The organism is Serratia sp. LSHTC3, from assembly GCF_057197125.1.
On record NZ_JBXUNP010000006.1, the window covers coordinates 204,510 to 218,204 of the forward strand.

General features: G+C 59.1%; 12 protein-coding genes. All 12 read left to right on the forward strand.

Annotated elements, in window-relative coordinates:
- The first annotated feature begins 5 nt into the window (after window positions 1-5).
- The 12 genes from wzzE to thrP all read left to right on the forward strand — a co-directional run bounded on the left by wzzE (window position 6) and on the right by thrP (window position 13,573).
- On the forward strand, window positions 6-1,058 hold the full coding sequence (gene wzzE, locus AC2CGI_RS20820) for an ECA polysaccharide chain length modulation protein (RefSeq protein WP_021505188.1): 1,053 nt from the start codon (window positions 6-8) through the stop codon (window positions 1,056-1,058).
- 86 nt (window positions 1,059-1,144) lie between these two features.
- Window positions 1,145-2,275 carry a non-hydrolyzing UDP-N-acetylglucosamine 2-epimerase gene (gene wecB / locus AC2CGI_RS20825; RefSeq protein ID WP_004934198.1) on the forward strand — a complete coding sequence of 377 codons (1,131 nt, stop codon included), beginning with the start codon at window positions 1,145-1,147 and terminating at the stop codon, window positions 2,273-2,275.
- A complete protein-coding gene (wecC, locus tag AC2CGI_RS20830) occupies window positions 2,272-3,534 on the forward strand; it encodes a UDP-N-acetyl-D-mannosamine dehydrogenase (protein WP_015376252.1) in 1,263 nt (420 codons plus the stop codon). The genes wecB and wecC overlap by 4 nt, the downstream gene beginning before the upstream one ends.
- Window positions 3,531-4,598, forward strand: a complete 1,068-nt coding sequence (rffG, locus tag AC2CGI_RS20835) for a dTDP-glucose 4,6-dehydratase (RefSeq protein WP_076741145.1) — start codon at window positions 3,531-3,533, stop codon at window positions 4,596-4,598. Before wecC ends, rffG begins: the two co-directional genes overlap by 4 nt.
- Before the next feature lie 48 nt (window positions 4,599-4,646).
- Window positions 4,647-5,528 carry a glucose-1-phosphate thymidylyltransferase RfbA gene (gene rfbA, locus AC2CGI_RS20840; protein ID WP_015376254.1) on the forward strand — a complete coding sequence of 294 codons (882 nt, stop codon included), beginning with the start codon at window positions 4,647-4,649 and terminating at the stop codon, window positions 5,526-5,528.
- The gene (gene rffC / locus AC2CGI_RS20845; RefSeq protein WP_021505186.1) at window positions 5,506-6,234 is read left to right on the forward strand and encodes a dTDP-4-amino-4,6-dideoxy-D-galactose acyltransferase; all 729 of its coding nucleotides are present in this window, start codon (window positions 5,506-5,508) and stop codon (window positions 6,232-6,234) included. The genes rfbA and rffC overlap by 23 nt, the downstream gene beginning before the upstream one ends.
- Window positions 6,221-7,351 carry a dTDP-4-amino-4,6-dideoxygalactose transaminase gene (gene rffA / locus AC2CGI_RS20850; protein WP_015376256.1) on the forward strand — a complete coding sequence of 377 codons (1,131 nt, stop codon included), beginning with the start codon at window positions 6,221-6,223 and terminating at the stop codon, window positions 7,349-7,351. The genes rffC and rffA overlap by 14 nt, the downstream gene beginning before the upstream one ends.
- A gap of 1 nt (window position 7,352) precedes the next feature.
- Window positions 7,353-8,603, forward strand: a complete 1,251-nt coding sequence (gene wzxE, locus AC2CGI_RS20855) for a lipid III flippase WzxE (RefSeq protein ID WP_015376257.1) — start codon at window positions 7,353-7,355, stop codon at window positions 8,601-8,603.
- Window positions 8,600-9,685 carry a TDP-N-acetylfucosamine:lipid II N-acetylfucosaminyltransferase gene (locus AC2CGI_RS20860; protein WP_015376258.1) on the forward strand — a complete coding sequence of 362 codons (1,086 nt, stop codon included), beginning with the start codon at window positions 8,600-8,602 and terminating at the stop codon, window positions 9,683-9,685. The genes wzxE and AC2CGI_RS20860 overlap by 4 nt, the downstream gene beginning before the upstream one ends.
- Window positions 9,682-11,049 carry an ECA oligosaccharide polymerase gene (gene wzyE / locus AC2CGI_RS20865; protein WP_015376259.1) on the forward strand — a complete coding sequence of 456 codons (1,368 nt, stop codon included), beginning with the start codon at window positions 9,682-9,684 and terminating at the stop codon, window positions 11,047-11,049. Before AC2CGI_RS20860 ends, wzyE begins: the two co-directional genes overlap by 4 nt.
- A 14-nt stretch (window positions 11,050-11,063) precedes the next feature.
- Window positions 11,064-11,804, forward strand: a complete 741-nt coding sequence (gene wecG, locus AC2CGI_RS20870) for a lipopolysaccharide N-acetylmannosaminouronosyltransferase (RefSeq protein WP_004934224.1) — start codon at window positions 11,064-11,066, stop codon at window positions 11,802-11,804.
- Between the two features lie 365 nt (window positions 11,805-12,169).
- Complete coding sequence (gene thrP / locus AC2CGI_RS20875) at window positions 12,170-13,573, forward strand: bifunctional threonine/serine APC transporter ThrP (RefSeq protein WP_076741144.1); 1,404 nt, start codon at window positions 12,170-12,172, stop codon at window positions 13,571-13,573.
- Window positions 13,574-13,695: the final 122 nt, after the last annotated feature.

Below are 13,695 nucleotides of genomic sequence, written 5' to 3' on the forward strand. Positions count from 1 at the left end.
CTGTGATGAATCCAGAAACAACGTCTGACAAGCATACCCCGGCGGTGGATAACGAACTCGATATCCGCGGCCTGTGCTGCACCCTGTGGCGCGGCAAACCGTGGATTATCGGCATTGCGGTGCTGTTCGCGGCGGTCGCGCTGATCGTTTCTTACCTGGTTAAGCAAGAGTGGAGCGCGACCGCAATCACCGACAAACCCACGGTGAATGCGCTGGGTGGTTACTATTCCCAGCAGCAGTTCCTGCGCAATCTGGACGTGCGCACGCTGCCGGCGATGGCCGGCGATCAGCCGAGCATCGCGGATGAAGCGTACAATGAGTTCATCATGCAGCTGGCGGCTTACGACACGCGTCGCGATTTCTGGCTGCAGAGCGATTACTACAAACAGCGTCAGGAAGGGGATGCACGCGCCGATGCGGCATTGCTCGACGAGTTGATCAATAACATCCTGTTCACGCCGCGCGACGACAAAAAAGTCCCGAACGACGGCGTGAAGCTGACGGCGGAAACCGCCGCAGACGCCAACCGCCTGCTGCGCCAATATGTGGCCTTCGCCAGCCACCGCGCTGCCCTGCATCTGAACGAAGAGATTCAGGGGGCGTGGGCCGCTCGCACTACTTCGATGAAGGCACAGGTCAAGCGCCAGGAAGCGGTGGCGGAGTCGGTTTACAAGCGCGAGCTGAACACCACGCAGCAGGCGTTGAAAATCGCCGAAAGCCAGGGGATCAGCCGAACGCAAACCGACACCCCGGCAGAACAGTTGCCGGATTCGGATCTGTTCCTGCTGGGCCGGCCAATGCTGCAGGCGCGTCTGGAAGGCCTGCAGGCCTCCGGCCCGACCTACGATCTGGATTACGATCAGAATCGCGCAATGTTGGCGACGCTGAACGTTGGCCCGACGTTGGATGAGAAGTTCCAGACCTATCGTTATTTGCGCACGCCGGAAGAGCCGGTAAAACGCGACAGCCCGCGCCGGGTATTCTGGCTGATTCTGTGGGGCGCGATGGGCGCTTTGGTTGGCGCGGGTGTTGCCTTGGCGCGTCGGCCGCGTAGTTAAAAAATAATATAATAATCTGATGCAGGGCGCGTGAGCGCCCCATTCGCAGGCGGGGCCTGCGATTAACCGACCAAAAGAGATTCGCTGTGAAAGTGTTGACTGTTTTCGGCACCAGACCTGAAGCCATTAAAATGGCACCGCTGGTACATGCACTGGCCCAGGATGAGGCCTTTGAAGCAAGAGTCTGCGTAACGGCACAGCATCGTGAGATGTTGGATCAGGTATTGCGGTTGTTCGAGATCACGCCGGATTACGACCTGAACATCATGAAACCCGGCCAGGGGCTAACGGAAATCACCTGTCGCATCCTGGAAGGGCTGAAAGGGGTGCTGGAAGACTTCAAACCGGACGTGGTGCTGGTGCACGGCGATACCACCACCACGCTGGCGACCAGTCTGGCAGCGTTCTATCAACGCATCCCCGTCGGGCATGTCGAGGCCGGGCTGCGTACCGGCAATCTGTATTCTCCCTGGCCGGAAGAGGCCAACCGAAAACTGACCGGCCATCTGGCGATGTACCACTTCGCGCCGACCGAGAACTCGCGCCAAAACCTGCTGCGCGAGCTGCTGCCGGACAACCGTATTTTTGTGACCGGCAATACGGTGATCGACGCGCTGTTCTGGGTGCGCGATCGCGTGATGAGCGATGCTGCGCTGCGCGCCAGCCTGGCGCAGCGTTACCCGTTCCTCGATGCCGACAAAAAACTGATTCTGGTCACCGGCCATCGCCGGGAAAGTTTTGGCGGCGGTTTTGAGCGGATTTGCAGTGCGCTGGCGGAGATCGCCCGCAGCCACCCGGAAGTGCAGGTGGTGTACCCGGTGCATCTCAATCCGAATGTCAGCGAGCCGGTGAATCGCATTTTGAAAGGCATCGACAACGTCATGCTGATCGAGCCGCAGGATTATTTGCCGTTTGTCTATTTGATGACCCACGCTTACATGATCCTGACCGACTCCGGCGGCATTCAGGAAGAGGCGCCCTCGTTAGGCAAGCCGGTGCTGGTGATGCGCGACACCACCGAGCGCCCGGAAGCGGTAGATGCGGGCACGGTGCGCCTGGTCGGCACCGATGTGGCCAAAATTGTTGAAGCGGTGACCCGGCTGTTGACGGACGAAAGCGAATATCACGCGATGAGCCGGGCGCATAACCCATACGGCGACGGGCATGCCTGTCAGCGTATCCTCGAAGCTTTAAAGAATCATCAGGTGACACTATGAGTTTTGACACTATTTCGGTTATCGGCCTGGGTTATATCGGCTTGCCAACGGCGGCGGCGTTTGCTTCCCGCAAGAAAAAAGTGGTGGGCGTAGATGTTAACCAACATGCGGTAGATACCATTAACCGCGGCGCGATCCATATCGTCGAGCCGGATCTGGACAAAGTGGTCAAGGACGCCGTCGACGGCGGTTTCCTGCGGGCGGTGACCAAACCGCTGGCGGCCGATGCGTTCCTGATCGCGGTACCTACGCCGTTCAAGGGCGATCACGAGCCGGATCTGGCTTATGTCGAAGCAGCGGCGAAATCGCTGGCGCCGGTGCTGAAAAAAGGCGATCTGGTGATCCTGGAGTCCACCTCGCCGGTGGGCGCCACTGAACAAATGGCGGACTGGTTGGCACAGGCGCGCAGCGATCTCAGCTTCCCGCAGCAAGCGGGCGAAGCGGCGGACGTGAATATCGCCTACTGTCCGGAGCGCGTGTTGCCGGGGCAGGTGATGGTAGAGCTGATTCAAAACGACCGAGTGATCGGCGGCATGACGCCGAAGTGCTCGGAACGAGCCAGCGCGCTGTACAAGATTTTCCTCGAGGGGGAATGCGTAGTCACCAACTCACGCACTGCCGAGATGTGCAAGCTGACGGAAAACAGCTTCCGCGACGTGAATATCGCCTTTGCCAACGAACTGTCGTTGATTTGCGCCGAACAGGGGATCAACGTCTGGGAACTGATCCGCCTGGCGAACCGCCATCCGCGGGTGAATATTCTGCAGCCGGGGCCGGGCGTAGGCGGTCACTGCATCGCCGTCGATCCGTGGTTTATCGTGGCGCAAAACCCGCAGCAGGCGCGTTTGATTCACACCGCACGCCTGGTGAACGACGGCAAACCGCTGTGGGTGGTCGACCGGGTGAAAGCGGCGGTGGCCGATTGCCTGGCCGCCACCGACAAGCGCGCGTCCGAGGTGAAAATCGCCTGCTTCGGCCTGGCCTTCAAACCGAATATCGACGATTTGCGTGAAAGTCCGGCGGTGGAAGTGGCGCACCTGATCGCCGAATGGCACGTCGGCGAAACGCTGGCGGTGGAACCGAACGTCGAACAGTTGCCGAAGTCGCTGGCGGGCCATGTGACGTTGACGCCAATCGCTGAGGCGTTGCAGCAGGCCGATGTGATTGTGATGTTGGTCGATCACCAACAGTTCAAGGCCATCCGGCCGGAAGAGATCAAGCAAAGCTGGGTGGTGGATACCAAGGGAGTCTGGCGTTGAAGCGTATCTTAGTCACCGGCGGCGCCGGTTTCATTGGCTCCGCAGTGGTGCGGCACATCATCGAAGCCACCGGCGACAGCGTGGTGGTAGTGGATAAGCTGACCTATGCCGGTAACCTCGAGTCGCTGGCGGTGGTGGCCGACAGCGAGCGCTATGCTTTCGAGCAGGTCGACATCTGCGATCGTGCCGAGCTGGACCGGGTATTTGCCCGCTATCAGCCGGACGTGGTGATGCACCTGGCGGCGGAAAGCCACGTCGATCGTTCTATCGACGGCCCGGCGGCGTTTATCGAGACCAACGTGGTTGGCACTTACACGATGCTGGAAGCGGCGCGCCATTACTGGCAGCCGTTGGCGGCGGAGAAGAAGCAGTCTTTCCGCTTCCATCATATCTCCACCGACGAAGTGTACGGCGACCTGCACGGCACCGACGATCTGTTCACCGAAACCACGCCGTATGCGCCGAGCAGTCCGTATTCCGCCTCCAAGGCATCGAGCGATCATCTGGTGCGTGCCTGGTTGCGCACCTACGGTTTGCCGACCCTCGTGACCAACTGTTCGAACAACTACGGCCCTTATCACTTCCCAGAGAAGTTGATTCCGTTGGTGATCCTGAATGCGGTAGCCGGCAAACCGCTGCCGGTATACGGCAACGGCGCGCAGGTGCGTGACTGGTTGTATGTTGAAGATCACGCGCGCGCGCTCTATCAGGTCGTGACCGAAGGCGTGGTAGGCGAAACTTACAATATTGGTGGCCATAACGAGCGCAAGAATATCGAAGTGGTGCAGACCATTTGCGATCTGCTGGAAGAATTGGCGCCAAATAAACCGCAGGGCGTGACGAACTACCGCGATCTGATCACTTACGTGAAGGATCGCCCAGGCCACGATATGCGTTACGCCATCGACGCCGACAAAATCGATCGCGAGTTGGGCTGGCGGCCGCAGGAAACGTTTGAAAGCGGCATTCGCAAGACGGTCGCCTGGTATTTGGCTAACGAAACCTGGTGGCGCCGGGTGCAAGACGGTTCTTATGCCGGTGAGCGTTTGGGGTTGTCAGATTAATTTAACGCCGCGTCGCTTTGCGGCGGTGCGGCGGGTTTTGGAGTAAGTATGAAAGGTATTGTGCTGGCTGGCGGTTCCGGTACGCGTCTGCATCCGATCACGCGCGGCGTGTCCAAGCAACTGCTGCCGATTTATGACAAGCCGATGATCTATTACCCGCTGTCGGTACTGATGTTGGCAGGGATCAAAGACATTCTGATTATCTCCACGCCGGAAGATCTGCCTTCTTTCAAGCGTTTGTTGGGCAGCGGCGAAGCGTTTGGCATCAATCTCAGCTATGCCGAGCAGCCTAGCCCCGATGGCCTGGCTCAGGCATTTCTGATTGGCGAAGAATTCTTGGCCGGCGAGCCGAGCTGCCTGGTGTTGGGCGATAATATTTACTTTGGTCAGGGGTTCAGTCCCAAGCTGAGAAGCGTTGCGGCGCGCACCGCCGGTGCCACTGTATTTGGCTATCAGGTGATGGATCCCGAGCGTTTCGGCGTGGTGGAGTTTGACGACCACTTCCGCGCGCTGTCGATCGAAGAAAAGCCGGTTAAACCGAAGTCCAATTGGGCGGTGACCGGATTATATTTTTATGATGCTCAGGTGGTGGAGTTCGCCAAGCAGATCAAGCCGTCAGCTCGGGGAGAATTGGAGATCACCAGCATCAACCAGATGTATCTGGAGCGTGGCGAGCTGACCGTCGAGCTGCTGGGGCGCGGTTTTGCCTGGCTGGACACCGGGACTCACGACAGCCTGCTGGAAGCCAGTAGCTTCGTGCAGACGGTAGAGAAACGTCAGGGCTTTAAAATCGCCTGTCTTGAAGAGATCGCCTGGCGCAATGGCTGGCTGGATGATGAGGGCGTGAAACGCGCGGCTCAGACGCTGGCCAAAACAGGTTACGGCAAATACTTACTGGATTTATTGCATGCACGTCCACGCCAGTATTGAACCGCTGAATTGGGAGAGCGACTTCTTCCAATTGAAGAGCGCCAAGTTGCATTTCGACGACTCTGCGGCCCCCGTGAGCAACGCTGATTTGGATGCTTATGCGTTGGTGCAGGCTAAAATCCCCGCTTACCGATTGGAGTGGGCCGATGCACTGTCGGCGCTGGGCTTCCGGCTGGTCGAAGGCGAAGTGGATCTGGCCGTGAACATTGCAACTGGACGCGAGACGGTCGATACCGCTGCGGCCGGGGTGCGCATGGCCGTGCCCGAGGACATCCCGTCGTTGCGGGCTGCCGCCGGTGACGTGTTCGCCGCCAGCCGATTTCGCGCACCGTGGTACGAGCGCACCGATAGCGGGCGATTCTATGCGGCCTGGATCGAAAAAGCGGTGCTGGGCACCTTCGATCATCAATGCTTGCTGGTATTGGGTAACCAGGGGCAACCTGAAGGCTTTGTCAGCCTGCGCGACATTGGCGGCCAGGAAATGCGTATCGGCTTGCTGGCGGCCTACCCCGGCGCATCAGGCCGGGGCATTGGTTCCAGACTGATGGCGGCGGCGCTGGCCGAATGTCGGCGGCAGGGGATGCAACGCCTGCGGGTTGCGACCCAGGTAGGCAATATCGCCGCATTACGACTCTATCAACGACAGGGTGCCGTGATTGAAAGCACCGCGTACTGGTTATACAGAGGTAGACATGATTCCATTTAACGCTCCACCGGTTGTTGGCACTGAACTGGAATATATGCAGGCTGCGATGAGCAGCGGCAAGTTGTGCGGCGACGGCGGTTTTACCCGTCGCTGCCAGCAGTGGATGGAACAGCGTTTCGGCAGCGCGAAAGTGCTGTTGACGCCTTCCTGCACCGCGTCGTTGGAAATGGCCGCCATCCTGCTGGATATCCAGCCGGGTGACGAAGTGATCATGCCGAGCTTTACCTTCGTTTCCACCGCCAACGCCTTTGTGCTGCGCGGTGCCAAAGTGGTGTTCGTCGACCTGCGTCCGGACACCATGAACATCGACGAAACCAAAATCGAAGCGGCGATCACCGATAAAACCCGCGCGATTGTACCGGTGCACTATGCCGGCGTTGCCTGTGAGATGGATACCATCATGGCGCTGGCGAAGAAATATAACCTCTTCGTGGTGGAAGACGCCGCGCAGGGCGTGATGTCGACCTACAAAGGCAAGGCATTGGGCACCATCGGCCATATCGGCTGCTTCAGCTTCCATGAAACCAAAAACTACACCGCCGGCGGCGAAGGCGGCGCGACGCTGGTGAACGATCCTGCCCTGATCGATCGGGCTGAAGTCATCCGCGAGAAGGGCACCAACCGCAGTCAGTTCTTCCGTGGCCAGGTCGACAAATATACCTGGCGCGACATCGGTTCCAGCTATCTGATGTCTGACCTGCAGGCCGCCTACCTGTGGGGCCAGCTGGAAGTGGCGGAACGCATCAACCAGCGCCGTTTGGCTCTGTGGCAGAATTACTACGACAGCTTCCTGCCGTTGGCGCAGGCCGGCCGTATCGAGTTGCCGACTGTGCCGGCGGACTGCGAGCACAATGCGCACATGTTCTATATCAAGCTGCGTGATATCGACGATCGCACCGCCTTTATCGACTACCTGAAGGAAGCTGAGATCATGACGGTGTTTCACTATATCCCGCTGCATGCGTGCCCGGCCGGCGAACAGTTTGGCCGCTTTGCCGGTGAAGATCGCTATACCAGCCAGGAAAGCGCGCGCCTGGTGCGTTTGCCGCTGTTCTACAATATGTCCGATGCTAATCAACGTACGGTAATCAATACCATCCTGAGCTTCTTCGCCTGATATGTCGTTGGCAAAAGCGTCGATATGGACCGCCGGCTCCACGCTGATCAAGATTGGCGTGGGGCTGTTGGTGGTGAAACTGCTGGCGGTGGCGTTTGGCCCCAGCGGCGTGGGGCAGGCGGGTAACTTTCGCCAGTTGATCACCGTGCTGGGCGTGCTGTCCGGCGCGGGCATTTTTAACGGCATCACCAAATACGTGGCGGAGTACCACCAGGACTCGCAGCGTCTGCGTCTGGCGGTCGGCACCGCGTCGAGCATCGTGCTGGGCTTTTCGACCTTGCTGGCGCTGGTGTTTTTGTTCGCCGCCGAGCCGATCAGCATCGGGCTGTTCGGGCATGCCGATTACGTCGGCGTGGTGCGCGCCGTCGCCTTCATTCAGATGGGCATCGCCTACGCCAACCTGTTCATGGCGGTGCTGAAAGGCTATCGCGACGCGATGGGCAACGCGCTGGCGGTGATCGGCGGCAGCCTGATCGGCGTGATGGCTTATTATCTGTGCTTCAAGCTGGGGGGCTATGAAGGCGCGCTGGCAGGGCTGGCGTTGGTGCCGGCGTTGGTGGTGCTGCCGGCCGGGCTGATGCTGTGGCGGCGCAAAACGTTGCCGCTGCGCTACCTGGCGCCGCGCTGGGACAAAGGGGTGGCCGGCAACCTCGGCAAATTCACCCTCATGGCGTTGATCACCTCGGTGACGCTGCCGGTGGCTTACGTGATGATGCGTAACCTGTTGGCCGCGCATTACGGTTGGGATGAGGTGGGGATCTGGCAAGGCGTCAGCAGCATTTCCGATGCCTATCTGCAGTTTATCACCGCCTCGTTTACCGTCTATCTGCTGCCGACGCTGTCGCGGTTGACGGACAAGGGCGCCATCTCGCGGGAGATCGTGCGCTCGCTGAAATTCGTGCTGCCGGCGGTAGCGGCGGCGAGCTTTACGGTGTGGTTGCTGCGTGATTTCGCCATCTGGCTGTTGTTCTCGGACAAGTTCGTCGCCATGCGCGATCTGTTTGCCTGGCAACTGGTGGGCGACGTGCTGAAAGTCGGGGCCTATGTGTTCGGCTATTTGGTGATCGCCAAAGCGTCGCTGCGCTTTTATATCCTGACGGAAGTCAGCCAGTTTCTGCTGCTGACGCTGTTCTCGCACTGGCTGATCCCGCTGCGCGGCGCGCTGGGGGCGGCTCAGGCCTATATGGCAACCTACATCGTGTATTTCGCGCTCTGTAGCTGCGTGTTTCTTATTTATCGTAGACGAGTATGACCATACTGATTCACGTTCTGGGATCCGATATCCCGCATCATAACCAGACGGTGCTACGCTTCTTCAACGACGTGTTGGCGCCGCGTCTGCCGGCTGAGCAGACGCGGCATTTTATGGTGGCGGCCAAGGATGTGGCGGCATTGGGAGATTTCCCCGCCCTGAACATTGAGCCCTACGCGGACAAGAAAAGCCTGGCGGCGGCGGTCATCGCGCGCGCCCAAGCCGATCGCGATACGCGTTTCTTCCTGCACGGCCAGTTCAACCCGGGGCTGTGGCTGGCGCTGCTGAGCGGCAAGATCAAGGCGCGTCAGGTCAGTTGGCATATTTGGGGCGCCGATCTGTATGAGGACGCCACCAGTTGGAAATTCCGGTTGTTCTATCTGCTGCGCCGCATTGCGCAGGGGCGGGTAGGGAATGTGTTTGCCACTCGCGGCGACGTGATTCACTACCAGCAGCGCCATGCGCGGGTGCCGGCCTCGCTGCTGTATTTCCCTACCCGCATGGATCCGGCGCTGACCGACGTTCACGTCGAGAAAAACCTGGCCGGGCCGATGACGATTCTGGTGGGCAACTCCGGCGATCGCAGCAATCGGCATATCGAAGCGCTGCAGGCGATTCATCAGCAGTTCGGCGCCGACGTGCGCGTGATCCTGCCGATGGGTTATCCGGCCAACAACGATGCTTACATCGAGCAGGTGCGCGCCGCCGGGTTGCCGCTGTTCGGCGAGAAAAACCTGCAGCTGCTCACGCAGCAGGTGGCATTCGAGGACTACCTCAATATTCTGCGCGCCTGCGATCTGGGCTATTTCATTTTCAATCGCCAGCAGGGGATTGGCACCCTGTGCCTGCTGATTCAGTTCGGCGTGCCTTTTGTGCTCAGCCGGCAAAACCCGTTCTGGCAGGATTTGGCGGAACAGCACCTGCCGGTGCTGTTCTACGGCGATTCGCTGGACGAGGCGGTGGTGCGCGAAGCGCAGCGTCAGCTGGCGGCGGTGGATAAACAGGCGATCGCCTTCTTCAATCCGAACTATGTTGACGGCTGGCAGCAGGCCCTGGCGCTGGCGGCGGGAGAGCACTCATGACGTTGGCGCAATTCGGCGGCCTGTTTGTCGTCTATCTGGTCAGCCTGACGTTTATCCTGACGCTGACCTACCAGGAGTTTCGGCGCGTGCGCTTTAACTTCAACGTCTTCTTCTCGCTGCTGTATTTGCTGACGTTCTATTTCGGCTTCCCGTTAACCTGCCTGCTGGTGTTTCAGTTTGACGTCGAGGTGGTGCCGGTGGAGTTTCTGCTGTATGCCCTGCTGTCGGCGACGGCGTTTTACGCCATCTATTACGTCACTTACAAGACCCGGCTGCGCAAGCGCCGCACTCAGCCGCGCGCGGCGCTGTTTACCATGAACCGGGTAGAGACTCATATGACCTGGGTGCTGCTGGCGCTGGTGGCGATCGGTACCGTTGGGATCTTCTTCATGCAGAACGGCTTCCTGCTGTTCAAGCTCAATTCCTACAGTCAGATCTTCTCCAGCGACGTGTCCGGCGTGGCGCTCAAGCGGTTCTTCTACTTCTTCATTCCGGCGATGCTGGTGGTCTATTTCCTGCGGCAGGATCTGCGCGCCTGGTTTTTGTTCCTGGTGGCGACGGTGGCGTTCGGTATTCTGACCTACGTGATCGTCGGCGGCACCCGTGCCAACATCATTATCGCTTTCGCGCTGTTCTTGTTTATCGGCATCGTGCGCGGCTGGATCACGCTGTGGATGCTGGCGGCGGCGGGCATATTCGGCGTGGTCGGCATGTTCTGGCTGGCGTTGAAGCGCTATAGCCTGGACGTCAGCGGCGCGGAAGCGTTTTATACCTTCCTCTATCTGACCCGAGACACCTTCTCGCCGTGGGAAAACCTGGCGCTGCTGCTGCAAAATTACGACAAGATCGATTTCCAGGGCCTGGCGCCGATCTTGCGTGATTTCTACGTCTTTATCCCAACCTGGCTATGGCCGGGCCGGCCGGACGTGGTGCTGAACTCGGCCAACTATTTCACCTGGGAAGTGCTGAACAACCACTCCGGGCTGGCGATATCCCCGACGCTGATCGGTTCGCTGGTGGTGATGGGCGGCGCGCTGTTCATCCCGCTCGGCGCGATTCTGGTGGGCATGATCATCAAGTGGTTCGACTGGCTGTATGAGCTGGGCAAAACAGAGCCGAACCGCTATAAGGCGGCTATCCTGCAAGGATTCTGCTTCGGCGCGGTGTTCAACATGATCGTGTTGGCGCGTGAAGGGGTGGACTCATTCGTGTCGCGCGTGGTGTTCTTCTGCATTATTTTCGGCGCCTGTCTGGTGCTGGCGAAGTTGCTGTATTGGCTGTTCGATACCGCCGGGCTGATCAAGGCCAGAGTGACGCGCGCCCGCGCGCTGGCCTCTTCCCCACGGGCGGACGGTCTTTTGTAAGGGTAATGACGACGATGGAAACAAAGATTTCGGTGCCGCAGTATGAGCTGCGCGGTTTCAGCCTGTGGGGCTTTCGCGATATGGCGCACTGTATGGATTTTCTGTTCGACGGCGGCCGGGTCAAACAGGGCACGCTGGTGGCGATGAATGCGGAAAAGATCCTGAAGGCGGAAGAGGACCCGGCGCTGCATGCGTTGCTGGATGAAGCGGAGTACAAGTACGCCGACGGCATCAGCATGGTGCGCTCGATTCGCCGCAAATACCCGGCGGCGGATGTGTCGCGCGTCGCGGGCGCCGATCTGTGGGAAGCGTTGATGCAGCGCGCCGGCCGCGAAGGCACGCCGGTCTTCTTGGTCGGCGGCAAGCCGGAAGTCTTGGCGGAAACCGAGCAGAAGCTGCGCAGCCAGTGGAATGTCAACCTGGTGGGCAGCCAGGACGGCTATTTCAAACCGGATCAGCGAGAGGCGTTGTTCGAGCGTATTCGCGCCAGCGGCGCCGCTATCGTGACGGTGGCGATGGGATCGCCGAAGCAGGAGATCCTGATGCGCGACTGCCGCAAGGTGCATCCGCAGGCGCTGTATATGGGCGTGGGCGGCACCTACGACGTTTTTACCGGCCATGTGAAGCGTGCGCCCAAGGTGTGGCAGAACCTTGGTCTGGAATGGCTCTACCGCCTGCTCAGCCAACCCAGCCGCATCGGCCGGCAGTTGAAGCTGTTGAAGTTTGTCGGCTACTACTACAGCGGCAAGATGTAACCTCTCATCCGGGGTGGAAAGTGCTGTTCCGCTCCGGACTGCTGTACCAATAATCTGCTTTTGCCTATTTCTCCCGCATATCTATAACCCCCAGCCCTAAACGTCGCCGCATTTATTCCATAAAGTTTTAAATTGCGGTTTGCTTATAGCGGCGAAATGCGAAACGATACCGCCCGGAAATTATCCCTGGCCGCTGAAGCCTGATGCGACAGCGCTGAACGATGTTCTTCTCACGGTAACTTCGCTCCGACTACCCGTTGATGCCAACCCGAACGGCAGGGGATGATTTATTCTTTTAATAATGACAATAACGACCGGCAGCGGCCGGCAGGCAAACACAACCCGAGAAAAATTATTGAGGATTTATGGCACACAAAGAGAAACCGCAAGGGCTACACCGAGGCCTTGAGGCCCGGCACATCGAGCTTATCGCTCTCGGGGGCACCATTGGTGTCGGCCTGTTTATGGGATCGGCCAGTACGCTGAAATGGGCCGGGCCGTCGGTACTGCTGGCTTACATCATCGCCGGGCTGTTCGTGTTCTTCATTATGCGTTCGATGGGGGAGATGCTGTTCCTCGAGCCGGTCGCCGGGTCGTTCGCCGTTTACGCGCATAAATACATGAATCCCTATTTCGGCTACCTGACCGCCTGGGGTTACTGGTTTATGTGGATCGCCGTCGGCATTTCGGAGATCACCGCTATCGGGGTGTATGTGCAGTTCTGGTTCCCGGAAATACCGCAGTGGGTCCCCGCGCTGATCGCCGTGGCGATGGTGGCGCTGGCCAACCTGGCGGCGGTGCGACTGTACGGAGAGCTGGAGTTCTGGTTCGCCATGATCAAGGTCACCACTATCATCGTGATGATTCTGGTGGGGCTGGGGGTGATCTTCTTCGGCTTCGGCAACGGCGGTGAACCTATCGGTTTCGCCAATTTGACGGCGCACGGCGGTTTCTTTGCCGGCGGCTGGAAAGGCTTCCTGTTTGCGCTGTGCATCGTGGTAGCGTCCTATCAGGGGGTTGAGCTGGTGGGCATCACCGCCGGGGAAGCCAAGAACCCGCAGGTGACGCTGAAACGCGCGATCAACAATATCCTGTGGCGCATCCTGATCTTCTATGTCGGCGCGATCTTCGTCATCGTCACCATTTTCCCCTGGAACGGCATCGGCACTACCGGCAGCCCGTTCGTGCTGACCTTCGCCAAGATCGGCATCGTTGCCGCCGCCGGCATCATCAACTTCGTGGTTTTGACCGCCGCGCTCTCCGGCTGCAACAGCGGCATGTACAGCGGCGGCCGTATGCTGTACGCCCTGGCCAAGAATCGCCAACTGCCGGCGGCGTTGACCAAGCTTTCCGCCAGCGGCGTGCCGGTGAATTGCATCGCCGTCACCATCGGCTGCCTGCTGGTGGGATCTGCGCTGAACTACATTATCCCGAATCCGGAGCAGGTGTTCGTCTATGTCTACAGCGCCAGCGTGCTGCCGGGCATGGTGCCGTGGTTCGTGGTGCTGATAAGCCAGCTCTATTTCCGCCGCGTCCATAAGGAAGCGATCAAAAACCACAGCTTTAAGTCGATCATGTTCCCGTATGTGAACTATCTGACCATCGTTTTTCTGGTTTGCGTGCTGGTCGGCATGGGAATCAACCCGGATACGCGAATTTCCCTGCTGGTCGGGGCGATTTTCTTAGCGGGCGTCAGCCTGTGCTACTTCGCTTTCGGCATGCATAAGAAACATCATCCGGCTGAAAATCGGGTAGAAACACGGCAATAAACGGTGAAAAGGGGCTACGGAGTGCGCTTTCCTGCGCAGGAGTGAGCAAAGCGTAATCAAACGCAACATTTCTGCGAAAAAGCACTAGACAGGATTGGCGTAAATCCGTAGTATCCCCTCCC

Excerpts from the sequence above, each read along its gene's own strand:
- wzzE (WP_021505188.1), top strand. The coding sequence starts at position 6 with ATGAATCCAGAAACAACGTCTGACAAGCATACCCCGGCGGTGGATAAC.
- wecC (WP_015376252.1), top strand. The coding sequence starts at position 2,272 with ATGAGTTTTGACACTATTTCGGTTATCGGCCTGGGTTATATCGGCTTG.
- rfbA (WP_015376254.1), top strand. The coding sequence starts at position 4,647 with ATGAAAGGTATTGTGCTGGCTGGCGGTTCCGGTACGCGTCTGCATCCG.
- rffC (WP_021505186.1), top strand. The coding sequence starts at position 5,506 with ATGCACGTCCACGCCAGTATTGAACCGCTGAATTGGGAGAGCGACTTC.
- rffA (WP_015376256.1), top strand. The coding sequence starts at position 6,221 with ATGATTCCATTTAACGCTCCACCGGTTGTTGGCACTGAACTGGAATAT.
- wzxE (WP_015376257.1), top strand. The coding sequence starts at position 7,353 with ATGTCGTTGGCAAAAGCGTCGATATGGACCGCCGGCTCCACGCTGATC.
- AC2CGI_RS20860 (WP_015376258.1), top strand. The coding sequence starts at position 8,600 with ATGACCATACTGATTCACGTTCTGGGATCCGATATCCCGCATCATAAC.
- wzyE (WP_015376259.1), top strand. The coding sequence starts at position 9,682 with ATGACGTTGGCGCAATTCGGCGGCCTGTTTGTCGTCTATCTGGTCAGC.
- wecG (WP_004934224.1), top strand. The coding sequence starts at position 11,064 with ATGGAAACAAAGATTTCGGTGCCGCAGTATGAGCTGCGCGGTTTCAGC.
- thrP (WP_076741144.1), top strand. The coding sequence starts at position 12,170 with ATGGCACACAAAGAGAAACCGCAAGGGCTACACCGAGGCCTTGAGGCC.